The following is a 23,441-nucleotide window of genomic DNA, read 5'->3' on the forward strand; positions in this document are numbered from 1 at the left end:
GTGGTGCGCCCATGACGGGATAGCAGGCGAAGGGACTGGACGCCGGACCACGAGGAAGATGCGACCGAGCCGATCCGGATCGAGGCGATGGTATTTCCAGACCGGGAATTTAGAGAGTTTTGTCGTCCGGTTCCAGCGAGTGCGGTTTATGGGTGCTCTCGTAAGGTTTTATGGTTCCATCCAGAGGAGTTCCCCCGGTGCCGCCTCACGGCCCTTTTCGCGACAGCGGCCGGGCAGCAGGGCCGCTTCGTCAAGGTGCGGCGTCAAGCTCGATGACCAATAGGTCTTCATCGATGTGCAAGAATGAGTTCACTTCAAGGGTGCCACGAGCAATGGCCTCATTGATCATCACCTGAGCTTCAGCAAGCGTGATGGGTTCCCCCTCATAGAACAGCCGGCCGTCGGTGTACCGAATGACATGGTAGGTAGCCGTGGTCATGCCGCTGTACTCCGTTAACTAACTTCCTACTCCCATTAACGCTGGCGCCGACATTTCCGCTCAGGGACCCTCTATCCTGGGCCGTTTCGCCCGGACGGTATCAGGGGGAGGTGAAGGCTCCTCCTGTTCGCGACACTCTGATCCACCTGGATCAGAGTGTCCGCTTTGCCACCCTTTGACGGACAGGCACAAAGCTCGGCTGGACTGTAAGCATGGCTCGGTGATGCCGAACACATCACCGACGCTTTTACAGGTTCTTTATGCGGAGCGCGCAAATCCATATCGACCCTTTATGCAGCCACGCGCAATTGAAGAGGCCTGGGAAACAACCAAGGGCCGTTCGCATGCTCGACCTTCTGTTCATCGCCGTGACGCTCGCCTTTTTCGGGCTGAACGCCGCCGCGATCCGCGCCTGCGACCGGATGTGATCCGGGAAGGCGCCGCATCATGACCGTCGAACTCATCCTGGGTGGGCTGGTGGCCGTGGGGCTTCTCGGCTACCTCGCCTATGCCCTGATCCATCCCGAGCGTTTTTGAGGAGGCCGCCCCATGGACGCCGCGGGCATCCTTCAAATCACCCTCTATTGCGCCGTCATCGTCGCCCTCACACCGCTGATCGGCGGCATGATGGCCCGCATCTTCAGCGGCGAGCGCGTTTTGCTGACCCGGCTCCTTGGGCCGGTGGAACGCGGTGTCTACCGCCTGTGCGGGGTCAGCCCCGACCAGGAGCAGCATTGGACGCGCTACGCCGCCGCCATGCTCGCGGTCAACCTGCTGGGCGTGCTGCTGTTGTACGGGCTGTTGCGCCTTCAGGGCGTGCTGCCGCTGAACCCGGCCCATATGGCGGCCGTGGCGCCGGACCTCGCCTTCAACACGGCGGTCAGCTTCGTCACCAACACCAACTGGCAGGCCTATGGCGGCGAGAGCACGCTGAGCTATCTGACCCAGATGGCCGGGCTGACCGTGCAGAACTTCGTCTCCGCCGCGACCGGTATCGCCGTGGCGGTGGCGCTGATCCGCGCCTTCGCCCGACGTTCGGCGCGGACGCTCGGCAATTTCTACGTCGATGTGACTCGCGCCACGCTCTATGTCCTGCTGCCGATCTGCGTGCTCGGCGCGCTGGTCCTGGTCTGGCAGGGGGTGCCGCAGAATCTCGGTGCCTACACCGAGGCCACGACCCTGGAGGGAAGCCGCCAGATCATCGCGCAAGGCCCGGTCGCCTCGCAGATGATGATCAAGCATCTCGGCACCAACGGCGGCGGATTCTTTAGCCAGAACGCCGCCCATCCCTTCGAAAATCCGACGCCGCTCACCAACATGATCCACATGGTGGCGATCTTCGCCATCGGCGCCGGCCTGACCTTCACCTTCGGCCGCATGGTCGGCGACACCCGGCAGGGTTGGGCCATCCTGGCCGCCATGGGCGTGCTGTTCGTCGCCGGCGTCCTCATCGCCTATGGGGCGGAGGCGCAGACCAACCCGACCTTCGCGGCGCTGGGTCTCGATCCGGCGCTCGGCAACATGGAGGGCAAGGAGGTCCGTTTCGGCGTCGCCGTCTCCACGCTGTTCGCCGTCGTCACCACCGCCGCGTCCTGCGGCGCGGTCATCGCCATGCATGACAGCCTGATGCCGTTGGCCGGCATGATACCGCTGGTCAACATGATGCTGGGCGAGATCATCGTCGGCGGCGTCGGGGCCGGATTGTACGGCATGCTGCTGTTCGTCGTGCTCGCCGTGTTCATCGCCGGGCTGATGGTGGGGCGCACGCCCGAATATCTCGGCAAGAAGATCGAGGCGCGGGAGATCAAGCTCGCCGTCCTCGCCATTCTGGTGCTGCCGGTCGGCATCCTCGGGCTGGGGGCGCTGTCCACGGTGCTGCCGGCGGGCCTTGCCTCGGTGCAGAGCGGCGGGCCGCACGGGCTGTCTCAGATCCTCTACGCCTACAGCTCGGCCACGGCCAACAACGGGTCGGCCTTCGCCGGCTTCGGGGCGAACACGCTGTACCAGAACACCATGCTGGGCCTGGCCATGCTGATCGGGCGTTTCCTGATCATCGTGCCGGTGCTCGCCATCGCCGGGGCGGTGGCCGCCAAGAAGACCGTTCCGGCCTCGACCGGGACCTTTCCGACCCATGGCGGCCTGTTCGTCGGGCTGCTGGTCGGCGTCATCCTGATCGTCGGCGGCCTGACCTTCTTCCCGGCCCTGGCCCTCGGTCCGATCGCCGAACAGTTGCTGCTCGGCAGCGGAACGCTGTTCTGACGGAGGTCATCCCATGCCGTCCCTGAAGACATCCATCCGCACTCTGCCCTGGTCGGAACCATTCTTCCGCATCGGCCTGTCGGTGGCGGGGGTTTGGCTCGTGTCGCTGGCCGCCTGCGCGGTCCTTTTCTGAGGTTCGTCATGACCCATCATTCCCAACGGGACATTGGCTTGTTCGACCGGGCCATCCTCCGCCAGGCGGGGCGCGACGCCCTGCGCAAGCTCGATCCGCGCGACCTCGTCAAGAATCCGGTCATGTTCGTGACCGGCGTGGTCGCCCTGCTCTGCACCGTGTTGTTCGTCCGCGACGCGGCGTCCGGCGGCGGCAACGTCGCGGTGGAGGGTCAGATCGCGGCGTGGCTGTGGTTCACGGTGCTGTTCGCCAACCTCGCCGAAGCCATCGCCGAAGGGCGCGGCAAGGCGCAGGCGGCCTCGCTCCGCCGCACCAAGACCGAAACCCCGGCGAAAAAAGCCGCCGATCCCGAGGCCGCGACCTGGACGGAGGTTCCCGCCGCCAGCCTGCGCACCGGCGATCTGGTGCTCGTCGAGACGGGGGACGTCATCCCCGGCGACGGCGACGTGGTGGCCGGCATCGCCACCGTCGACGAAAGCGCCATCACCGGAGAATCGGCCCCGGTCATCCGTGAATCCGGCGGCGACCGCTCGGCCGTCACCGGCGGCACGCGGGTGGTGTCGGACCGCATCGTCGTCCGCATCACCGCCAACCCCGGCGAAAGCTTCCTCGACCGCATGATCGCGCTGGTCGAGGGCGCCAAGCGGCAGAAGACCCCCAACGAGATTGCGCTGACCATCCTGCTGGTCGGCATGACGCTGATCTTCCTGCTGGTGGTCGTCACCCTGCCGGCCTTCGCCAGTCCGTCGGGCACCGTCATCCCGGTGGTGTTCCTGATCGCCCTGCTGGTGACCCTGATCCCGACGACCATCGGCGGGCTGCTGTCGGCCATCGGCATCGCCGGCATGGACCGTCTGGTGCGCTTCAACGTCATCGCCAAATCCGGCCGTGCGGTCGAAGCGGCGGGGGATGTGGACGTGCTGCTGCTCGACAAGACCGGCACCATCACGCTGGGCAACCGCCAGGCCGCCGAGTTTCTCGCGATGCCGGGCGTCACCGAGCGCGATCTGGCCGAGGCCGCCTTCCTCGCCTCGCTGGCCGACGACACGCCGGAAGGCAAATCCATCATGGTGCTGGCCCGCGAACGCTTCGGCTTCAGCGCCGACGCCACGGACTGGGCCGGTCTGGTCTTCATCCCCTTCACCGCCCAGACCCGGATGAGCGGAGTCGATCGTCCGGCCGGCGGCTCGGCGACGGTCGGCGCCCAGGCGGTGGCGGCGGTCCAGATCCGCAAGGGCGCGCCGGACACCATCGTCGCCCGCATCGGCGCGCGCAACGCCAGCCGGGACCTGACCCTGGCGGTGGAGCGCGTCGCTAAGGCCGGAGGCACGCCGCTGGTGGTGGCGCGGGACGACCGCGCGCTCGGCGTCATCCACCTCAAGGACATCGTCAAGCCGGGCATCCGCGACCGCTTCCAGACGTTGCGGCGCATGGGCATCAAGACCGTGATGGTGACCGGCGACAACCCGCTGACCGCCGCCGCCATCGCCGCCGAGGCGGGGGTCGACGACTTCCTCGCCGAGGCGACGCCGGAGCGCAAGCTGGAGCTGATCCGGTCCTATCAGGCGGACGGGCGGCTGGTCGCCATGTGCGGCGACGGGTCCAACGACGCGCCGGCCCTGGCCCAGGCCGACGTCGGCGTCGCCATGAACACCGGCACCCAGGCCGCCCGCGAGGCCGGCAACATGGTCGATCTGGAAAGCGATCCGACCAAGCTGATCGAGATCGTCATGATCGGCAAGCAACTGCTGATGAGCCGTGGCGCGCTGACCACCTTTTCCATCGCCAACGACGTGGCGAAATACTTCGCCATCATCCCGGCACTGTTCCTTCTCGGCCTGCCGCAGCTTGGCGCGCTGAACGTCATGGGGCTGGCCAGCCCGCAAAGCGCCATCCTGTCGGCGATCATCTTCAACGCACTGGTCATCATCGCCCTGATCCCGCTGGCCCTGAAGGGCGTCGCCTACCGTCCGGCGGGAGCGGCGGCGCTGCTGCGCCGCAACCTGCTGGTCTACGGCCTCGGCGGGCTGGCGGTGCCCTTCGCCGGCATCAAGCTCATCGATCTGGGCGTGACCGCCCTTGGCCTCGCCTGACACCGGGAGATGTCCATGCTCAAGGAACTGCGTCCGGCCCTGATGCTCCTGGTCGTCATGACCGTGCTGACGGGCCTCGTCTATCCGCTGGCGGTCACCGGCGTCGCCCAACTCGTCTTCCCCTGGCAGTCCGCCGGCAGCCTGGTCGAGCGTGACGGCCGGGTCATCGGCTCGGCCCTGATTGCGCAGAACTTCACCAGTCGGGGCTATTTCCATCCGCGGCCCTCGGCGGCGGGAGCGGAGGGCTATGATGCGGCGTCTTCCGGCGCGTCGAATCTCGGCCCGACGTCGAAGCAGCTGGCGGACGTTGTGGCTGCGCGGGTCGCGGCGCTCCGGGCCGAGAACCCCGACGTCCAAGGGCCGATTCCCGCCGATCTGGTGACGGCGTCGGGCGGCGGTCTGGACCCCCATCTGTCCCCTGCGGCCGCCGCGTATCAGGTGCCGCGTGTCGCCAAGGCGCGCGGCCTGTCCGAGGACGCCGTCCGCGATCTGGTCGCGGCCCACACCGAGGGCCGGCAATGGGGCATCTTCGGCGAAGCGCGGGTGAATGTGCTGGCGCTCAACATGGCGCTCGACGCGCGGGCGGCGATGAAGTAGAGCGCGAGAAATCCTTGTGGGTGAAGGGCCATGGCCGAGAACGACACCAACGACCGCCCGTCCCCCGAGGCGCTGCTGGAGGAGGCGAACCGCGAACGGCGCGGGCGCCTCACCATCTTTCTCGGTGCCGCCCCCGGCGTCGGCAAAACCTACGCCATGCTGGAGGACGCCCAGGCCCGGCGGCGCGAGGGGGTCGAGGTGGTCGTCGGCATCGTCGAGACGCATGGCCGCAAGGACACCGAAACCCAATTGGAGGGGTTGGAGATCCTGCCCCGCCGCCGGATCGTCCACCGTGGCCGCGCGTTCCACGAGATGGATCTCGACGCCATCCTGGCGCGCCGTCCCCGGCTGGTTCTGGTGGACGAGCTGGCACACACCAACATTCCCGGCAGCCGCCACGTCAAACGCTGGCAGGATGTCGAGGAAATCCGCGACGCCGGCATCGACGTCTGCTCCACCCTCAACGTCCAGCATCTGGAAAGCCTGAACGACGTCGTCGAGCGGATCACCGGGGTGAGGGTGCGCGAGACCCTGCCCGACGGCGTGCTTCAGAAAGCCGACGAGATCGCCCTGATCGACCTGCCGCCGCAGGAGCTGATCAAGCGCCTGCGCGAAGGCAAGGTCTATGTGCCCGACCAGGCCCGGCGTGCGGTGGACCATTTCTTCTCCACCGGCACCCTGACGGCGCTGCGCGAGATGGCGCTGCGTCAGGCGGCGGAGCGGGTGGACGCGCAGATGCTGCGCTACATGCGCGCCCACGCGATTTCCGGCCCCTGGCCGACGCGCGAGCGCATCCTGGTCTGCATCGGCGACGGCCCGCAGGCCATGCGTCTGGTGCGCACGACCAAACGCGCGGCGGAGCGGCGCGATGTCCCCTGGGTGGTCCTGTATGTCGAGACGCACCGTCACCAATCCTTGGCCGAAGAGGACAAGGACAGCATCGCGCAGGCCCTGCGGCTGGCCGAACAGCTTGGCGGCGAGACGGCGGTGGTCCAGGCTGAACGCGTCGCCGAGGAAATCCTGGCCTTCGCCCGCGCCCGCAACGTCAGCCAGATCATCGTCGGGCGGGCGCACCCGAAGCGTTGGTTCCGCGCGCTGCATTCCTCGGTGACCGCCGACCTGCTGGCGCGGAACGAGGATTTCGACACGCTGGTGGTGGCCGGCGAGGACGAGCGCCCGCCACGCGGCCTGGACACCAGACCGATCCCCGCCGCCGTCGATGGGCTGGCCTACGCGATGGCGACGCTGACCGTGGCCGCCGCCACCGCCCTCGGCCTCGTCATGGACATCTGGCTGCCGCTGCCCAACATCTCGGTCGCCTATCTGGTCGGCGTTCTGCTGGTCGCCATCCGGCATGGGCTGGCGCCGTCGATCTACGCGTCGGTCCTCAGCTTTCTGACCTTCAACTTCCTGTTCACCGAGCCGAAATACACCTTCGCCATCTCCGATGTGCAGAACATCCTGACGGTGTTCTTCTTCCTGGTGGCGGCGGTCATCACCTCCAATCTCGCGGCCCGCGTCCGCTCGCAGGTCGAGGCGACGCGGCTCGGCGCCCGGCGCACCGCCAACCTCTACGACTTCAACCGCCGCATCTCGGCGGCGGTCGGGTTGGACGACGTGCTGTGGGCCGTGGTCCATCACGTCGCCTCCACCATGAACGGCCGCTCGCTCGTCCTGCTGCCGCGCGACGGCCGGCTGGAGGTGGTGGCCGGCTACCCGCCCGAGGACACACTCGACGAAAAATCGATGGCCGCCGCGCGCTGGTCCTGGGGGAACGGAAAGCCGGCCGGTCGGGGATCGACGACGCTGCCCGCCGCCGACTGGCTGTTCCTGCCGTTGAGGACCGGGCGCAACGCGGCTGGCGCCTTGCCGATGGGCATTCTGGGCGTCCAGCTTCAGGACGGCCAAGCCCTGCTGTCGCCCGAGCAGGGACGGCTGCTCGACACGCTGGCCGATCAGGCGGCGGTCGCCATCGAACGCACGGCTCTGGTCGCTGACATCGAGGCTGCGCGCGTCGCCGCCGAGACCGAGCGGCTGCGTGCGGCGCTGCTGTCCTCCCTGTCGCACGACCTGCGCACGCCGCTGGTTTCCATCCTGGGCGCCGCGTCGAGCCTGCACAGCTACGGTGACACCCTGAAGCCGGCCGAGCGTCAGGACCTTGCGCAGACCATCCAGGAGGAGGCCGAGCGGCTGAACCGCTTCGTGCAGAACCTGCTGGACATGACGCGGATCGGCTCGGGCACCCTGAGGCCGCGCAGTGACTGGGTCGACCTCGCCGACATCGTCGGGGCGGCGCTGGGCCGGGCGCGCCGCATGCTGGGCGACCGTCCGGTGTCGGTGGATCTGGAGGCGGGGCTGCCGCTGCTTCGGCTCGACCCGGTTCTGATCGAACAGGTGTTCTTCAACCTGATCGACAACGTCTGCAAACACTCGCCCGAGGGCCGGCCGGTCACCATCCGGGCGCGCCGCCGGGACGACACGGTTCTGGTCGAGGTGTGCGACCAGGGGCCGGGCATCCCGGAGGCCGACCGCGAGCGCATCTTCGACATGTTCTACCGCGTCGAGGCCGGCGACGCCCAAGCGGCCGGCACCGGCCTTGGCCTCGCCATCTGCCGTGGTATCGTGGCGGCGCATGGCGGCACCATCACGGCGGGAGCCGGGCATGACGGAACCGGAACCTGCATCACCGTGACCTTGCCGGTTCCGGCCGAACCGGAAATCGGGGGATTGGACCAGGATCGCGGCTTGCAAGCAGAGGGATGAATGGCGAAGATCCTGGTGGTTGACGACGAGCCGCAGATCCGCAAGTTCCTGCGGATCAGCCTGTCGGCCAACGGTTACGACGTGGTCGAGGCCGAGAACGGACGCGGCGCGATCGAAACCCACCGGCGGGAACGGCCGGACCTCATCATCCTGGACCTCGGCCTGCCCGATCTCGACGGGCAGGAGGTGATCAGCGCGGTCCGCGAAACGTCACCCGTGCCAATTATCGTGCTGTCGGTGCGCGCCCAAGAATACGACAAAGTCGAGGCGCTTGACCGTGGCGCCACCGACTATGTGGCCAAGCCGTTCGGCATCGGCGAACTGATGGCCCGCGTGCGCGCCGCCTTGCGTCAGCGCCCGGCCGACAGGGAGCCGCCGACCATCGTGACCGCTGGTTCGGTAACCATCGACCTCGCTCGGCGCGTGGTCGGGAAGGATGGCGCGGAGGTTCGCCTGTCGCGCAAGGAATACGAATTGCTCGCGGTGCTGGCGCGTCACGCCGATCATGTGCTGACGCACGCGGAACTGCTGCGGGCGGTCTGGGGACCGGCGCATGTTCATGACACCGTGTATTTACGGATCTACGTCAAGCAGCTTCGCCATAAACTGGAGAGCGATCCAAACCGGCCGAAACTGATCGTGACGGAGCCGGGAGTAGGATATCGGTTCAAACAAACGTCAGAAGAGTAGCGGCCTCTTTTGCCTGTTGTCCGGAGCTTCCAAGAAAGGTCCGTTATGCCGCCCTTTGACGGCCAGCCGCAAAACTGTCCGGAAACCCGCGTCGACGACGGCTTTCCGGACAAGCAGGAAGGGCCTCCGGAGGGAGAGCGACGACCTCCTCCATGGCGGTCACCGCTCCCTTTCGCAACAGCACCGGGGCGGCCGCGACTGCCATTGTCGCCCAGATCATACTGGACCGAAACGCTGCCTCGCCTAGCGGCTCAGGAACTTCACCATCAGGAGTTCATCGATGTAAATGCCATTGACCATCAGCGCCCTCGGCTCAGTGCCGTACGGCTCAAAGCCCAAGCGCCCGTAAAGGTTGACGGCGCGTCCGTTGGTGGTGGCGACGGAGAGGTGGACCTGCTCGACTCGCGTTCCGGCATGGTCGAGAACGGCGTCTATCACCGCTTCGGCAAGGCCGCTGCCCCGCCGACATTCCCGGACATAGACGCCCCAGAGCATGCCCTTGTGCATCTGCTTAGCCGTCCTGGGAATGGATAGGCCGGCCATCGCGTCGCACTGACCATCGACAAACCCACCGGCGATATAGCCGCCCGTGGTCCATGCCGCGAACGCATCGACGGAGCGGGCGCTCTCCTCGGCATGGCTCGATCCGAAGGCCTCCGGGTGCAACTCCAGGGATTCGAGACGGAGCATCCGCAAGGCCTCGGCATCCGCCGGCCCGAGTTGTCTGACCAAAGCCATCCGTCACGGTCTCCCTTTCGCGACATCCTCTTCAGCGGCTGATTCTAAGAGTTTGTTCGTGGCGGGTGTGCCCCCCGGTGCTGACCGGCATGCTACTTCAAGATGAGGAGATGTGTTGCGCCGTGGGCATAGTCTGGTCGGGCTATCGCCCTCGTCAACAGCCATCAGGTCGACATTTTATGGGCACTGCCGTTCATCCCGCAAGCACCACGCCGGCCTCGGGGGATGCGCTCTCGGACGTCGATGCCTTCGTGGAGGAAGTGCTGACCGAATTGACGGCGATGGCGGCGGACGGCACGCGGGCGACCCGCTCGGGACCGAAGCCGGCGCTGAGACCGGTGCGCCCTTGCGCAAAGCGATCATGGCCATTTGGTGTGTCTGTTGCTGTGGCATGCCGTGGCGCGCCATCGGCCAGCTCTCCGGCATCCCCTTCGGCACGCTGCACACGCTGTTCGCCCGCTGGACCCGGCTCGGGCTGTCGCGCCGGCTGCTCGACCGGCTGCGCCGGGCGTGGCGGCTGACCTGCGGCGACATGGCGAAACCAAACACCGTCGTGACCGACAGCCGCACCTGCCGCTCGGTTCCGACGTGCTTCGCGCGCGGCGTGGACGGCGGCAAGAAGCTCCGCGGCGTGAAGCTCCACATCGCCGTCGAAAATACGGTTTTCCCTCAGCGATCGATGCGTCGCCGGCGAACGTCCATGACACCACCGGCATCGTGCCACACCGAGCCGGCGCCCGCCGGGTTCACCCTGATCGGATTGCCCAACAACGAGCGGATGGAGACGGAGCACGCGATCAAGCTGCCCTGGCTGCTCGGCCTGATCGCCACCCGCTCCACCGACCGTGAGGTGACCGGCCTGATCGACCTGACGAAGCAGCACGAACAGCGCATCCGCAGCGGCATGATCGCCTACGCCAACCTGGAAAAGCTGCGGGCCGGCGACCGGTCCGACCAAGTGGTCGGTGCCTTCGAGGCGCACAAGGCCGACCTCGGCTATGGGCTGCTGCTGAAACGCTACACCGACGCGGTGGTCGACGCGACCGACGCGCAGATCGCCCTGGCCGCCCGCGACACCATCCCACCGGTGGCGCCGCTGTTCTTCGGCTTCCGCATCATGGTGGCGCTGGGCTTCACCATGCTGTTCCTGATCGCCGCCGCCTTCTGGTTCAACATGCGGCGGACCATCGCGGAACAGCGCTGGCTGCTGCGGGCGCTGGTCCTGGCGATCCCGCTGCCCTGGATCGCCTGCGAACTCGGCTGGTTCGTCGCCGAATTCGGCCGCCAGCCCTGGGCCATCGGCGAGGTGCTGCCGACCTTCCTCGCCACCTCGTCCCTGACGACGGGGGACCTGATCTTCAGCCTGGCCGGCTTCCTGACCTTCTACACCATGCTGCTGGCGATCGAGATGTTCCTGATGGTGCGCTTCGCCCGCAAGGGGCCGGCGTCGCTCGGCACCGGCCGCTATCACGGCGAGCGGGACAGCCAGCCATCCGGCGGCCCGCACATCGGCCACGGCCTTCCCCACCCGGCCGAGTGACGGGACCAGCGACGAGGACACGATCATGATACTCGACTACGAAACCCTGAAGCTCGTCTGGTGGGTGCTGGTCGGCGCCCTGCTGATCGGCTTCGCCGTCACCGACGGCATGGACATGGGGGTGGGCAACCTGCTGCCCTTCCTCGGCCGCACCGATGCGGAGCGGCGCGTCATCATCAACACCGTCGGCCCGCACTGGGACGGCAATCAGGTCTGGCTGATCACGGCCGGCGGCGCCATCTTCGCGGCCTGGCCGGCGGTCTACGCCGCCGCCTTCTCCGGCTTCTACATGGCGATGCTGCTGGTGCTGTTCGCCTTGTTCTTCCGCCCCGTCGGCTTCGACTATCGCTCAAAGATCGGCGACGCGCGCTGGCGGCGGGCCTGGGACTGGGGGCTGTTCGCCGGCGGCGCGGTGCCCTCGCTGATCTTCGGCGTCGCCTTCGGCAACCTGCTGCAGGGGGTGCCGTTCCACCTCGACTCCCTGCTGCGCGCCCATTACGAAGGCTCGCTGCTGACCGCGCTGCTGCCGCTTCTGAACCCCTTCGCACTGCTGTCCGGCATCATCAGCGTCGCCATGCTGACCATGCACGGGGCGATCTGGCTGCAACTCCGCACGGAGGAGCCGATCGCCGGCCGCGCCCGCAACGCGGTCGCGGCGATGGGCGCCGTGGCGCTGGCCGGTTTCGCTCTGGCGGGCCTGTGGGTGGCGGTCGGCATCGATGGCTACCGCATCGTCAGCCAGCCCGCACTGGATGCCCTGCCCAACCCGCTGGCCAAGCAGGTGATCGTGGCACCGGGCGCTTGGCTGGACGTCTATGCCCGCATGCCGGTGGCGATGCTGGCGCCGGCCGGCGGCTTCGGCGGGGTGGCGCTGGCGATGCTGCTGAGCCGGATCGGGCGGCCCGGCTTCGCCTTCGTCGCCAGCGCGCTCGGCATGACCGGCATCATCGGCACGGCCGGCCTGTCGATGTTCCCCTTCATCATGCCGTCCAGCACCCATCCGGGATCGAGCCTGACCGTGTGGGACGCGCCGTCCAGCCACCTGACGCTGACCGTGATGTTCTGGGCCGTAGTGATCTTCCTGCCCCTGGTCCTGGCCTACACCGTCTGGTGCTATGCCCGGATGTGGGGAAAGGTGACCGTGGACGCCGTCGCCGCCCACGGCTCCAACGCCTACTGAGACCTGCGGAGAGGGAGACGATCATGTGGTATTTCACCTGGATTCTCGGTTTGGCGGCGGCGCTGTCGCTGGGAATCATCAACGTGCTGTGGCTGGAGGCGGAGGACGGGGCCGGAAACCGGCTGACGCCGCCGCGGTCCTGACCGGGCCGGCGTCGCCATGGCCCGTCTGCCGGTCCCGTTCGCCGACACCCTGCCCCGCCACCGCGGGCGGCTGACCCTGGCGGTCGCCGCCCATGGAGTGGCGGGAGCACTGCTGATCCTGCAGTCCTGGCTGCTGGCCGGGATCCTGGACGATCTGGTGTTCGGGCACGGGACGGTGACGCCCGCCCGCCTGCTGGCCGTGCTGCCGGTCCTGCTGGGCCGGGCCGTCGCCCTCTGGCTTGCCGGCGTGCTGGCTGGCGATGCCGCCATCGCCGTCAAGGGCGAGGTGCGCCGGCGGCTGTGCGACGCCGCCGGCCGGCCGGGGAACCCGGACGCCCCGGGCGCCGGTCGTTTCGCCAGCATGATGGTGGACGGGGTGGAGGCGCTCGGCCCCTTCATCGCCCGTTACCTGCCGGCCATCGGGCAGGCGGTGCTGCTGCCGCTGGCGGTCCTGGCGGCGGTGCTGCCGCTCGACTGGCTGTCGGCGCTTATTCTCGCCCTGACCGCACCGCTGATTCCCGTCTTCATGATCCTAATCGGCCAGGGAGCGGAGGCGCTGAACCGCGACCAGTGGGCGACGCTCGCCCGGCTGTCGGCCTATCTGCTCGATGCCGTGCAGGCGTTGCCGACGCTGCGCCTGTTCGGCGCTGTGAACCGGGAGGCGCGGCAGGTTGCCAACGCGGCCGAGGATTACCGGCAGCGCACCATGCGGGTGCTGCGCATCGCCTTCCTGTCGGCGCTGGTCCTGGAGTTCCTGGCGACGGTCAGCATTGCAATGGTCGCGGTGTTCATCGGCTTCGCCCTGCTGTGGGGCGAGATGGACTACCGGCGCGGGCTGTTCATCCTGCTGCTGGCGCCGGAGTTCTATCTGCCGCTGCGCTCGCTCGGCGCCCATTACCACGCCCGCATGGAGGCGCTGGCCGCCGCGGAGCCGATGGCGGCGCTGCTGGCCGGCGGGACCGGGCCCCAAGCCGAGGCCGCTCCGCCCGCTGCACCCGCCTCCTTCCTGACCGCCCCGCCACGCGTCGAGGTCGCCGGCCTGCGGTTCGGACATCGCCACGGGGAAGCGCTGTTCGACGACCTGTCCTTCTCACTGGAGCCAAGCAGCCTGACCGCCCTGGTCGGAGCCAGCGGCGCGGGGAAAAGCACCTTGCTGGCCCTTCTGCGCGGGCGGCTCACCCCCTGGAGCGGCAGCATCCGCATCGCCGGGACGGCCCCGGGCGCCCTGTCGCCGCCGCCGGCCTGGATCCCGCAGGCCCCGCACCTGTTCGCAGGAACGATCGCCGACAACATCCGGCTGGGCGCCCCGCACGCCGACGACGGCGCGGTCCGGGACGCCGCCATCCGGGCGAATGCCGCCACCTTCATCGAACGGCTGCCCGACGGCTACGCCACCCGTCTCGGCGAACGCGGCGCCGGCCTGTCCGGCGGCGAAGCGCGACGGATCGCGCTCGCCCGTGCCTTCCTGATGGGCTCGCCGCTGGTGCTGCTCGACGAGCCATCCGCCAGCCTCGACCACGAGAGCGAGGCTGAACTGGTCGCCGCCCTCAACGAGCTTCGACGCAACCGCACGCTGTTGGTGGTCGCCCATCGGCTGACCACGATCCGCACCGCCGACCGGGTGATGGTGCTGGAGGGTGGTCGCATCGTGCAGGACGGCCCCTTCGCGACGCTGTCGCGGAGCGATGGCCCCTTCTCCCGGCTGGCCGGGGCGTCCTCGCCGCTGCTGGCCGCCGTGATGGCAGGACGCACGCCCCCTGGGGGAACGGCGGCCGGTGGCCCTGCGGTTCGGAGACGCACATGAAGACGCTCCTGTTCCTGCTCCGGCTTCTTTCGGGCAATTGGCGCTGGGCCCTGGCGGGATTGGCTCTGGCGGTGGTGTCGATGCTCGCGAACATCGCCCTGATGGCGGTGTCCGGAAGCTTCCTGACCGGCATGGCCATCGCGGGGGCGGCGGGGGCGTCCTTCAACTACTTCGTGCCGGCGGCGACGATCAGGGCCCTCGCCATCCTGCGCAGCGGCAGCCGCTATCTGGAACGCCTCGCGACGCATGAGGCGACCTTCCGCCTGATCGGCGGGATGCGGGCGCGGGTGTTCCGGGCGTTGGCTCCCCGCCTGCCCTTCGGCCTGCCGGGCGTCCACAGCGGGGACCTCTCCGCCCGGTTGGGTGGCGACCTCGACAGCCTGCAACGGGCCTATCTCCAGCTGCTTGTCCCGGCCGCCGCCGCCGGCTTGGTGGGAACCGCGGTGGTTGCCTATGGCTGGGGGGTCAATCGAACCGCCGCGGCGGTGCTCGCCGTCGGCCTGCTGCTGGGCGGCGCCGGACTGCCGGCCCTGCTGGCGCGAGCCGGACGGGTACCCGGCCGGACCGCAGTGGAGGCATTGTCCGACCTGCGCGCCTGGGCGGTGGACATGGCCGACGGCCGGGAAGAACTCGATGCGTTCGCGGCAACCCGACGCCATGCTGGACGGCTCGAAGGGATGCAGCACCGCCTGGCGACGGCACAGCGGCGCACCGCGCGGCAGGAGGCATTCGCCGCGTCCGGCACACAGGCGCTCGGTTCGTTGCTGATGTGGGCGGTGGTGCTTGCCGGAGCGCCGACGGTGGCTGCCGGCGCAGTGGCGGCGACCGATCTGGTCATGCTCGCATTCCTGGCGCTGGCAAGCACCGAAGCGATCGCACCGCTGGCCGGCGCCTTCCAGGCCTGGGGCGCGGTGGCTGCGTCCTGCGACCGCGTCCGCCCGTTGCTGTCGCCTGCGACAGCAGCGAGCCAGCCCGCAGACAAGCCCGCGGCGGCCACGCCGGTGAACCGGACACCACCCCTTGTGCGGCTGATCGATGTGACGGCCCGCTACCCTGGCGCCACGACGCCGGCACTGCGAAACCTGACGCTCGACCTGCCGCCGGGCGCGCGGATTGCGCTGATCGGCCCGAGCGGATCGGGCAAGAGCACGGTGCTGGCTCTGCTCGCCGGCTTCCTGGGGGTGGAGACGGGGCGGATCGAGATCGCCGGACGCGACGGGTGTGCGACGTCCCTGCTGACCACAGCACCGCAGACGCCGCATCTGCTCGCCGGTTCGCTGAGCCGCAATCTCCTGGTCGCCGATCCGGATGCGAGTGACGCCGCGATGCTGGGCGCCTGCGCGACGGCCGGGCTCGGTTCCTGGCTCGCCGGCCTGCCGGACGGGCTGGACACCGTCATCGGTGCCGGCGGGCGGCCGCTGTCGGGCGGCGAGGCGAGGCGCCTGACCGTGGCGCGGGCGCTGCTCGGTTCCGGGCCGCTGCTGGTGCTCGACGAGCCCGGCGAGGGGCTGGACCCGGCGACCGAACGGGCGATGATGGATCGCCTGCTGGAAGCGGCGGGAGGGCGTACGGTCCTGCTGATCACCCATCGCGCAACCGGCCTGGAGCACATGGATCATGTGGCCGTCCTCGACCGGGGGCAACTGCTCGACCAGGGCGCACCGTGGACGCTGGCGGGGCGCGACGGCCCCTTCCGTCGCTTTCTGGAACGCTCCTTCGTCTGAGCGCCCGCCGGACGGCGGTGCTATTCGATCATCGCCGCCTTGCGCAACGCCGGAAGGTTGCAGGTCACGATATTCGGCATCGTTTCCGCAATCAGGCCGTTGCGCTTGAACTCGGCCACGGTCCGGCTGGCGGTTTCCGTAGTGATCCCCAGCATCGCCCCCAGATCCTCCCGTCCGAACACCCGCACGGGTCGCTCCGGGGCATCGCCTGCCAGTTGGAGAAACAAGCGGGCCAGCCGCTCCCGCGCGCTGCCGGTCGACAGTTCCGTCAGCCACTCGTCGGCTTGGCGAAGCGATTGGTGCCACCGCTGCATCAATTGACGGTGCAGGCGTGGCGTCTCGCGGTTCAGACGATCGACGACCTCCCGTGGTATCCGGCAGACCGCAGCCTCCTGCAGGACCACCGCCGAATGCTCGTAAGCCGAACCGACCAGAACCTCCAGCCCGGCAATCGCCCCACGGCGCAGCAGGCGGACGATGCGCTGCGTTCCGTCCGGCAGATATTGCACCAGCTTGATCAATCCGGCGCGGACGGTGAACAGCGCCCACCCGTCCTCCCCGGCATCATACAGGTTGGAGCCGGACTGAAAGACCAATTCGTCGATCGGCAGGTGGACCAGCTTGAAATCCGGTTCCGTGAGATCGGCGAAAAGCACGAGGTCGCGGATGCCGCAGCTGCGGCATTCGGCCGTACCCTTCCACGCAGCCTCGATCTGACTGTGGCGCACGATGTTGCCTTCACAAGCGATGAGGACCTGGAACTTGTGACACTCGCCTTCTTTTGGCAAGGCTGCGAAGCTCAAATCGCGAACGCCGGTGCGCAGTTTGAGAGGTTCCGTCAGGTGTCGCGCCAAGTCTGAGCTGACGACGCCAAGGGTCGGCGAGCGGACGCCATGAGTTGGGCGACGGCGAGCATGTCGCGCAGAGCGACGGCCCATTGGGCATGGATGCCCGTCGCTGAGACGCACGGAACGTGCTGCCTGCGCCGGCTTTGGCGCACAAATCGCCACGAGGGCGGCGTCCGCCTGCATGCAGCGATAATCAGGCCACCTTGCGGGCGGCCGGCATGCGCACGGTGACCACCAGAGCGCCGATATCGGCTACGCTCGCGCGCCGGATCAGGTCGATGGTAATGCGCTCGTCTTCCGCCACATAGAGCTGGGATCACACGTGGTCGGGCGCCAGGGCCGCAATGTCCTCGATGGATGTCAGGCCGGCGGTGGACAGAATGCAGGGCACGTTGGCGTCGTGCACAGCCGGCGCCAGCAGCCGGTCCACCCTCGGCCAGATGAGGTTGCCCAGCCCCACCGGCTCCAGGCCGATGAGGGCGGCGTAGGTGCGGCCGAACAGGGTGACCGCGGTGTCGCGCGCCGACACGGCGCGAAGATAGCGTGGGGGTTGCGGCGCAGGTTGCCCCCGTCCCCTGCCCAGCCCTCCAGAAAGTCGAAGACGATGCGCCGCCGCCGCGCCAGTGCGCGCAGATCGTCGAGGCAGGCAACATGATCCAGGGCTGACATGGCGCTCAGCCCATGTGCGTCGGCAGGAAGGTGGCGAGCGTCGGGAACAGGATGAGGATCGCCAGCCGCACGATGTCGGTCACCACGAAGGGCAGCACTCCATAGAAGATCGTTGAAATCTTCACGTCCTTAACCACGCTCTTGATGACGAAGACGTTCATCCCAACCGGCGGGTGGATGAGGCCGAGTTCGACCGTCATGACGATGATGATGCCGAACCAGATCGGGTCGAAGCCCAGCGCCTGGATGACCGGGAAGATGATAGGCACGGTCAGTATGATCATCGCCATGGCGTCCATGACGCAGCCCAGCACCAGATACATCAGCAAGATCAGCACCAGCACGCCATAAGGGCCCAGCCCGGTGCCGGTCAGCAGCTCCGTCACCCGCTGCGGCGTCTGCGTGATGGTGAGGAAGTAGCCGAACAGCAGCGCCCCGATTAGGATGGTGAAGACCGCCGCCGTCGTCCGCACCGATTCCAAGAGACAGCGCCAGAAATCGGACCACGACAGCTTGCGCCGCAGCACCGCAATGATGAAGGCGCCGCCCGCCCCCATGCCCGCCGCCTCGGTCGCCGTGAACAGGCCGCCGTACAGCCCGCCGATGACGAAGGCGAACAACAAGGTCACCGCCCACACGTCGCGCAGCGCCGCCAGCCGGTCTCCCCATGTGGCGCGCGGGCCGGCGGGCAGGAAGCCGGGGCGCAGCAGGCCGATGGCGGTGATGGTGGCCATGTACAAGGACACCGCGACGAGCCCCGGCACGATGCCGGCGATGAACAGCCGGCCGATGTCCTGCTGTGTGATCAGCCCGTACACCGCCAGCACGGTGGAGGGAGGGATCATGATGCCCAGTGTGCCGCCCGCCGCGATGACGCCGGTGGCGAACCCCTCGGGATAGGCGTAGCGCCGCATCTCGGGATAGGCCACGGTGGAGAAGGTGGCGGCAGTGGCGACCGATGAGCCGCAGATCGCCGCGAAGCCGCCGCACGCCGCGATGGTGGCGATCCCCAACCCGCCCTTCATGTGCCCCAGGAAGGTGTTGGCAGCGCGGAACAGCTCCCGGCTCATGCCGGAGGTGGAGGCGAAGGCGCCCATCAGCAGGAACAAAGGTATGACGGCGAAGTTGGCGTCGGTGACCGTGCGGATGGGCGACTGCGCCAGCAGCTTCAAGGCCGGCGTGAAGCCGTTGAGGTAGCCGAAACCGCACACCCCCACCATCCCCATGGCGATGCCCACGGGCACGCGCAGCATCATCAGGCCGAACAGGGTGGCGAAGCCGGTGATGGCGACGAGGTCGGTGCTCATGTGGTCCCTCATTCGGCGGTGGTGAGGTGGTGCGACAGGCGAGCAAACGCATCCGACCGCAGGACGAGGCGCACGGCGCGCACCACCAGCAGCAGCACCGATGCGGCAAGCCCCACCCAGGCGACGGCGTAGAACACCCACACCGGCATCTGCGTGTCGTAGGTGAGGACGTTGTCGCGCAGGGTCCCCAGCACCTTGTTCCCCATCATCCAGGCGAACGCCGCCATGGCGACCAGCGTGACGAGCGCCGCAAACAGGTCCATCGCCTCCTGCACACGCGGGGCGCAGACGCTCCACAACAGGTCCACGGTGATGTGCTCGCCGCGATACCCCGCCCCGGCCATGCCCCAGAAGATGAGGATGCCGAGCATCAGGCAGCTGAGGTCATAGCTGTCCGGGATGGACCAGGCGAACAGGTAGCGCAGGAACACCGACACGAACATCAGCGCCGTGACGGCGGCGAGGAATCCCGCCGCCGTCAGCTCGATGCCGTGGATCACGCGGTCGATCACGCTGGATTCCATGGATCGGCTCCCCGGTTTCGGCTCAGAGGCCGCCCTTGTATCGTGTCAGGCTGGCCTGGAGTTCGGCCCAGACAGTGTCGGGGTTGGCACCGGTCTTGCGCACGGCATCGGCCCAATTCTTTTGCAGGGGTGCTGCCGCCTTCTTCCACTGGGCGAGTTGGTCGGGGGTAACGGGCACCACCTCGTGGTCCGGCATGGCCCGCATCTTGGCGCGTCCGCCGGCTTCGAAATCGGCCCAGGGACCGGCGAACTTCACCGCCCAGTCGGTGGTGCAGTGGTCATCGATCACCTTCTTCTGCGCCACCGACATGCCGTCGTAGACGTCCTTGTTCATCGCCCAGACGTAGGAGGTCGAGTAGAGCGGCACGTCCAGATGGTACTTCACCACCTTGTCGATGCCGAACAGGATGACCGACTGCCAGGGGAAGCTGATGGCGTCGGCAACGCCGCGCTCCAGGATGTCGCGCGCCTCCGGGGCGGAGGCCTTGACGTTGGTGCCGCCCAGCAGGGTGACGAACTCGCCCATGGTGCCGTGGGCGGGGCGAACTTTCAGGCCCTTCATGTCCTCCGGCACGACGATTTTCTTGCGCGAATGCAGCGTGCCGGGGTCGTGCAGGAAGGACATGCAGACCTTGACGTCCTTCATCTCGCGCGCAGCGTACTTGCGGTACCACGCGTCGAGCGCCGCCGTGCCGGCCGTGCCGTCGGCGAAGGTGAAGGGGATCTGCCCGGCGGCGATGATCGGGAAGCGGCCGGGCTGGTAGCCGGGGCTGATGTAGGCGAAATCGGCGATGCCATCGCGCACCATGTCATAGTGGTCGAACGCCTTGCCGAGCTGTTCGGCCGGGTAGATGGTGCCGGTGATGGTGCCCTTGGACTCCTTGGTGATGTCGTTGATCCATGCCTGAATGGAGGCCTGGAGCGGGTGCGTCGGCGGCACCCAGGTGGACATCTTCAGGTTCACCGGCTTGTCCTGCGCCAGCGCCGGCGCGATCCCACCCAGCATGGCCAGCAGGCCGAGCGTCACCGCCTGTACGGTCTTCATCGGGTTTCCTCCCACCTTTTTTGTTCCGCTGCCCGCACCGGGTCAGCGGTCGAACACCTTGCCCGGATTGAGAATGCCGCGCGGGTCGAGGGCGGCCTTGAGAGTGCGCATCAGCGCCACCGCCTCCGGCGCCACGGAATGGCCGAGGTAGGGCTTCTTCAAGAGGCCGATGCCATGCTCGGCGGACACCGATCCGCGGAACTCCCGCACCGTGCCGTAGACGAGGTCCTCGACCTCCTCTTCCGGCTGCGGGCCGTCGCCAACCTTGATGCAGACGTGGACGTTGCTGTCGGCGATATGGCCGAAGAACACCGGCGTCACGGCATCACCCCAACGCGCCGCCAGCCGGCCGCGCAACGTCTCCACGAAGGCGCCGATGCGCGCCACCGGGATGCTGACGTCGAAGCCCACGTGCGGCCACAACGTGCGCAGAAAGGCGCCCGAGGTGTCGCGCACCTCCCACAAGGCGCGCGCCTGATCCCCGGAGCGGGCGATCACCGCGTCCTCCACCACGCCGGCCTCGAACGCGCGCTCCAGAAAGCGTTCGAACCGCTCCTGGTCCGCCTGCTGGTCGGTGCCCATGCTCTCCACCAGCACGTAGCCTTCATGGCCGTGCGGCAACGGCAGCGCGCGGGACAGAGCGGAGCCGGCCAGCCGGTAGAAGTCCGGCCACATCATCTCGAAGGCGGAGAGCGTGCCGCCCAGCTCCTCCCGCGCCAGCCTCAGCAGATCGACGGCAGCGTCGAAACCGGCCAGCGCGCACAGCGCCGAGCACACGCCGCGGGGCTTTGGATGCAGGCGCAGCACGGCGCGCGTCACCACGCCCAGCGTTCCCTCGCTGCCGATGAAGAGCTGCTTGAGGTCATAGCCGGCGTTGTTCTTCAGCATGGTGTTGAGCGCCGACACCACAGTGCCGTCGGCCAGCACCACCTCCAGCCCGAGCACGAGGTCACGCGCCATGCCGTAGCGCAGCACCCGGTTGCCCCCGGCGTTGGTGGAGATGTTGCCGCCCACCTGGCACGAACCGCGCCCACCGAGATCAAGCGGGTAGAACAGCCCCGCCGCGTCCGCTGCCTCCTGCACCGCCTGCATGGTGACGCCGGCCTGCACGGTGATGGTGGCGCCGGCGGTGTCGACGTCCTCGATGGCGCGCAGCCGTTCGAGTGACAGGACGACGCAGCCCTCCACCGGGGTGGCGCCACCGGCGAGCCCGGTGAGGCCGCCCTGCGGCACCACCGGCTGGCAATGCTGATGGCAGAGGCGCAGCACGGTCGACACCTGCGCCGTGTCGCGCGGGTAGACGGCGGCCAGGATTCGCCCACCCTCGGGCAGCGCCAGCATCCAATCCCGGCGGTGGCGCGCGTCGATGTCGCCACCGATGCGCACCCCGTTTGGGCCGAGCGCCGCCTGCAAGGCGGCGACAATCCCCGTGGTGATGGCCGTGGTCATGGCCGATCCTCCCCTCAGAACGGATAGCGTGGTGCTTCGCCCTTGATGGTGATCCAGCGCCACTGAGTGAAGGCGTCCCAGTTGGCCGGGCCGCCGACGCTCTCCCCGTTGCCGGAATGGCCGCGGCCGCCGAAGGGGATGTACGGCTCGTCGGCGACCGTCTGGTCGTTGATGTGCAACAGGCCGGTGTTCAGCCGCTCACCCACGGCCAGCGCCCGCGCCACCGAAGCCGAGATGACGCCCGCCGACAGCCCGTATTCCGTGGCGTTGGCCAGCCGCACTGCTTCATCGTCGCTGGCGAAGCTGGTGACGCAGGCGACCGGGCCGAAGATCTCCTCCTCGAAGGCGCGCATGCCGGGCCTGACGCCGGACAGCACGGTCGGCCGATAGAACAGGTTTTCATAGGTGCCGCCGGCGACCAGCGTCGCGCCGGCCGCTATCGTGTCGGTCACGATGGCGTGCACGCGCTCCAACTGGCGCTGGTTGATCAAGGGACCGAGCGCCACCGACTCCAGAGCTGGGTTGCCGACGGGCAGGTGCCGTGCTTTCTCGGCCAGCCGCTCCACCAACCCCGCCGCCAGGGATTCGTGGACGAGGATGCGGCCGGATGCCATGCAGATTTGCCCCTGGTGCAGATAGGCACCCCAGGCGGCGTTCGAGGCGGCGAGATCGAGGTCGGCGTCGTCCAGGATGATCAGCGCATTCTTGCCGCCCAGCTCCAACTGCACGCGTTTCAGGTGCCGGCTCGCCAGTTCGCCCACCCGCCGGCCGGCAGCGGTGGAACCGGTGAAGGAGATCATGGCGACGTCCGGGTCCGTGCACAGCGCCTCGCCTGCGTCGCCGCCGCCGGGCAGCACGTGCAGCACCCCCTTGGGCAGCCCAGCCTCTTCCAGCACGCGGGCGATGATGATTCCGCCGGTGACGGGGGTTTGCGGGTCGGGCTTCAGCACCACCGCGTTGCCGGTCGCCAGCGCCGGCACCACCGCGCGGATCGACAGGATCAATGGGAAGTTGAAAGGGGAAATGACGCCCACCACACCGTGTGGCACCCGCTTGGCGAGGCTGATGCGGCCGTCCACGCTGGGCAGGACGTAGCCCTGCGGCTCGCCCAGCATGGCGGCCGCCTTTTCCAGGATGCCCTTGGCCATCTTCAACTCGACGCCGGCCTTGGGCGGGATGCAACCCGTCTCACGGACGATCCAGCCAGTCAGCTCCGCCTCGTTCTCCTTCACGAGGCGGGCGGCCGCACGCATGACCTCAGCCCGCTCCTCGAAGGAGGTGGCCGCCCAGGCCGTCTGGTTGGCGTGGGCGCTGGCGCAGGCAGCGCGCACATGCTCCGCCGTGGCGTGGCCGAGGCGGGTCAGCGTCTCGCCGGTCGCCTTCTCCAGCACGTCGATGCGCGCGTCGGCCGTGTTCCAGGCGCCGTCGAACAGGCGGCCGTGCCAGCGCGCCTCATCCAGGAACGGGGTGGTCGCTTGTGTGGTCATGGCGGGCAT

General features: G+C 68.3%; 20 protein-coding genes. 11 read left to right on the forward strand and 9 right to left on the reverse strand.

Annotation, left to right across the window (positions count from 1 at the left end; all coding sequences use genetic code 11):
- Window positions 1-250 precede the first annotated feature (250 nt).
- Window positions 251-439, reverse strand: a complete 189-nt coding sequence (locus tag TSO352_RS15740; protein WP_109108217.1) for a hypothetical protein — start codon at window positions 437-439, stop codon at window positions 251-253.
- 447 nt (window positions 440-886) lie between these two features.
- On the opposite strand from TSO352_RS15740, the gene kdpF reads away from it, so the two are divergent.
- From kdpF to TSO352_RS15770, 6 genes are all read left to right on the forward strand, one after another.
- On the forward strand, window positions 887-976 hold the full coding sequence (gene kdpF / locus TSO352_RS15745) for a K(+)-transporting ATPase subunit F (RefSeq protein ID WP_109108218.1): 90 nt from the start codon (window positions 887-889) through the stop codon (window positions 974-976).
- Window positions 977-988: 12 nt separating this feature from the next.
- Window positions 989-2,698 carry a potassium-transporting ATPase subunit KdpA gene (kdpA, locus tag TSO352_RS15750; RefSeq protein ID WP_109108219.1) on the forward strand — a complete coding sequence of 570 codons (1,710 nt, stop codon included), beginning with the start codon at window positions 989-991 and terminating at the stop codon, window positions 2,696-2,698.
- A gap of 141 nt (window positions 2,699-2,839) precedes the next feature.
- On the forward strand, window positions 2,840-4,924 hold the full coding sequence (gene kdpB / locus TSO352_RS15755; RefSeq protein ID WP_109108220.1) for a potassium-transporting ATPase subunit KdpB: 2,085 nt from the start codon (window positions 2,840-2,842) through the stop codon (window positions 4,922-4,924).
- A 15-nt stretch (window positions 4,925-4,939) separates the two neighbouring features.
- Window positions 4,940-5,521, forward strand: a complete 582-nt coding sequence (kdpC, locus tag TSO352_RS15760; RefSeq protein ID WP_109108359.1) for a potassium-transporting ATPase subunit KdpC — start codon at window positions 4,940-4,942, stop codon at window positions 5,519-5,521.
- A 30-nt stretch (window positions 5,522-5,551) separates the two neighbouring features.
- Window positions 5,552-8,284: a sensor histidine kinase KdpD gene (locus TSO352_RS15765; protein ID WP_109108221.1), complete on the forward strand. Its 2,733-nt coding sequence runs from the start codon at window positions 5,552-5,554 to the stop codon at window positions 8,282-8,284.
- Window positions 8,285-8,974 carry a response regulator gene (locus tag TSO352_RS15770; RefSeq protein WP_109108222.1) on the forward strand — a complete coding sequence of 230 codons (690 nt, stop codon included), beginning with the start codon at window positions 8,285-8,287 and terminating at the stop codon, window positions 8,972-8,974.
- Window positions 8,975-9,217: 243 nt separating this feature from the next.
- Here the strand turns inward: TSO352_RS15770 and TSO352_RS15775 are convergent, their stop codons facing one another.
- Window positions 9,218-9,712, reverse strand: coding sequence for a GNAT family N-acetyltransferase (locus TSO352_RS15775; RefSeq protein ID WP_109108223.1), 495 nt, complete (start codon window positions 9,710-9,712; stop codon window positions 9,218-9,220).
- A 391-nt stretch (window positions 9,713-10,103) separates the two neighbouring features.
- On the opposite strand from TSO352_RS15775, the gene TSO352_RS15780 reads away from it, so the two are divergent.
- From TSO352_RS15780 to cydC, 5 genes are read left to right on the forward strand one after another with little or no spacing between them, the layout of a single operon-like run.
- Entirely contained in the window at window positions 10,104-11,252 is a 1,149-nt protein-coding gene (locus TSO352_RS15780; RefSeq protein WP_247872125.1) for a cytochrome ubiquinol oxidase subunit I, read from the forward strand.
- Between the two features lie 28 nt (window positions 11,253-11,280).
- Window positions 11,281-12,432 carry a cytochrome d ubiquinol oxidase subunit II gene (cydB, locus tag TSO352_RS15785; RefSeq protein WP_348770632.1) on the forward strand — a complete coding sequence of 384 codons (1,152 nt, stop codon included), beginning with the start codon at window positions 11,281-11,283 and terminating at the stop codon, window positions 12,430-12,432.
- A 23-nt stretch (window positions 12,433-12,455) separates the two neighbouring features.
- Entirely contained in the window at window positions 12,456-12,575 is a 120-nt protein-coding gene (gene cydX / locus TSO352_RS15790; RefSeq protein ID WP_109108225.1) for a cytochrome bd-I oxidase subunit CydX, read from the forward strand.
- Window positions 12,576-12,591: 16 nt separating this feature from the next.
- Complete coding sequence (gene cydD / locus TSO352_RS15795) at window positions 12,592-14,379, forward strand: thiol reductant ABC exporter subunit CydD (protein WP_109108226.1); 1,788 nt, start codon at window positions 12,592-12,594, stop codon at window positions 14,377-14,379.
- Complete coding sequence (gene cydC / locus TSO352_RS15800; protein ID WP_109108227.1) at window positions 14,376-16,103, forward strand: thiol reductant ABC exporter subunit CydC; 1,728 nt, start codon at window positions 14,376-14,378, stop codon at window positions 16,101-16,103. Before cydD ends, cydC begins: the two co-directional genes overlap by 4 nt.
- A 20-nt stretch (window positions 16,104-16,123) precedes the next feature.
- Here the strand turns inward: cydC and TSO352_RS15805 are convergent, their stop codons facing one another.
- The 7 genes from TSO352_RS15805 to TSO352_RS15835 all read right to left on the reverse strand — a co-directional run bounded on the left by TSO352_RS15805 (window position 16,124) and on the right by TSO352_RS15835 (window position 23,432).
- Window positions 16,124-16,957 (reverse strand): Crp/Fnr family transcriptional regulator, encoded by an 834-nt coding sequence (locus tag TSO352_RS15805; RefSeq protein WP_348770626.1) that lies wholly within the window; start codon window positions 16,955-16,957, stop codon window positions 16,124-16,126.
- Window positions 16,958-17,267: 310 nt separating this feature from the next.
- Window positions 17,268-17,597: an alpha-hydroxy-acid oxidizing protein gene (locus TSO352_RS33245; protein WP_109108229.1), complete on the reverse strand. Its 330-nt coding sequence runs from the start codon at window positions 17,595-17,597 to the stop codon at window positions 17,268-17,270.
- 28 nt (window positions 17,598-17,625) lie between these two features.
- Window positions 17,626-18,927, reverse strand: coding sequence for a TRAP transporter large permease (locus TSO352_RS15815; protein WP_109108230.1), 1,302 nt, complete (start codon window positions 18,925-18,927; stop codon window positions 17,626-17,628).
- Between the two features lie 8 nt (window positions 18,928-18,935).
- Window positions 18,936-19,451, reverse strand: a complete 516-nt coding sequence (locus TSO352_RS15820; protein ID WP_199231608.1) for a TRAP transporter small permease — start codon at window positions 19,449-19,451, stop codon at window positions 18,936-18,938.
- 22 nt (window positions 19,452-19,473) lie between these two features.
- Window positions 19,474-20,496 (reverse strand): TRAP transporter substrate-binding protein, encoded by a 1,023-nt coding sequence (locus TSO352_RS15825; RefSeq protein ID WP_109108231.1) that lies wholly within the window; start codon window positions 20,494-20,496, stop codon window positions 19,474-19,476.
- Window positions 20,497-20,538: 42 nt separating this feature from the next.
- Window positions 20,539-21,945: an FAD-binding oxidoreductase gene (locus tag TSO352_RS15830; protein ID WP_109108232.1), complete on the reverse strand. Its 1,407-nt coding sequence runs from the start codon at window positions 21,943-21,945 to the stop codon at window positions 20,539-20,541.
- 14 nt (window positions 21,946-21,959) lie between these two features.
- The gene (locus TSO352_RS15835; RefSeq protein ID WP_109108233.1) at window positions 21,960-23,432 is read right to left on the reverse strand and encodes a benzaldehyde dehydrogenase; all 1,473 of its coding nucleotides are present in this window, start codon (window positions 23,430-23,432) and stop codon (window positions 21,960-21,962) included.
- Window positions 23,433-23,441 lie beyond the last annotated feature (9 nt).

Origin of the sequence: Azospirillum sp. TSO35-2 (assembly GCF_003116095.1) — a bacterium.
In the GTDB taxonomy this organism is placed as follows: domain Bacteria; phylum Pseudomonadota; class Alphaproteobacteria; order Azospirillales; family Azospirillaceae; genus Azospirillum.

Bases quoted from the DNA above. Each gene is read 5' to 3' on its own strand.
- cydX (WP_109108225.1), top strand. From the start codon at position 12,456: ATGTGGTATTTCACCTGGATTCTCGGTTTGGCGGCGGCGCTGTCGCTG.
- TSO352_RS15815 (WP_109108230.1), bottom strand. From the start codon at position 18,927: ATGAGCACCGACCTCGTCGCCATCACCGGCTTCGCCACCCTGTTCGGC.
- kdpC (WP_109108359.1), top strand. From the start codon at position 4,940: ATGCTCAAGGAACTGCGTCCGGCCCTGATGCTCCTGGTCGTCATGACC.
- kdpF (WP_109108218.1), top strand. From the start codon at position 887: ATGACCGTCGAACTCATCCTGGGTGGGCTGGTGGCCGTGGGGCTTCTC.
- TSO352_RS15770 (WP_109108222.1), top strand. From the start codon at position 8,285: ATGGCGAAGATCCTGGTGGTTGACGACGAGCCGCAGATCCGCAAGTTC.
- TSO352_RS15825 (WP_109108231.1), bottom strand. From the start codon at position 20,496: ATGAAGACCGTACAGGCGGTGACGCTCGGCCTGCTGGCCATGCTGGGT.
- kdpA (WP_109108219.1), top strand. From the start codon at position 989: ATGGACGCCGCGGGCATCCTTCAAATCACCCTCTATTGCGCCGTCATC.
- TSO352_RS15820 (WP_199231608.1), bottom strand. From the start codon at position 19,451: ATGGAATCCAGCGTGATCGACCGCGTGATCCACGGCATCGAGCTGACG.
- TSO352_RS15835 (WP_109108233.1), bottom strand. From the start codon at position 23,432: ATGACCACACAAGCGACCACCCCGTTCCTGGATGAGGCGCGCTGGCAC.
- TSO352_RS15775 (WP_109108223.1), bottom strand. From the start codon at position 9,712: ATGGCTTTGGTCAGACAACTCGGGCCGGCGGATGCCGAGGCCTTGCGG.
- kdpB (WP_109108220.1), top strand. From the start codon at position 2,840: ATGACCCATCATTCCCAACGGGACATTGGCTTGTTCGACCGGGCCATC.
- TSO352_RS15740 (WP_109108217.1), bottom strand. From the start codon at position 439: ATGACCACGGCTACCTACCATGTCATTCGGTACACCGACGGCCGGCTG.
- TSO352_RS15830 (WP_109108232.1), bottom strand. From the start codon at position 21,945: ATGACCACGGCCATCACCACGGGGATTGTCGCCGCCTTGCAGGCGGCG.
- cydC (WP_109108227.1), top strand. From the start codon at position 14,376: ATGAAGACGCTCCTGTTCCTGCTCCGGCTTCTTTCGGGCAATTGGCGC.
- TSO352_RS15765 (WP_109108221.1), top strand. From the start codon at position 5,552: ATGGCCGAGAACGACACCAACGACCGCCCGTCCCCCGAGGCGCTGCTG.
- cydD (WP_109108226.1), top strand. From the start codon at position 12,592: ATGGCCCGTCTGCCGGTCCCGTTCGCCGACACCCTGCCCCGCCACCGC.
- TSO352_RS15780 (WP_247872125.1), top strand. From the start codon at position 10,104: ATGCCGTGGCGCGCCATCGGCCAGCTCTCCGGCATCCCCTTCGGCACG.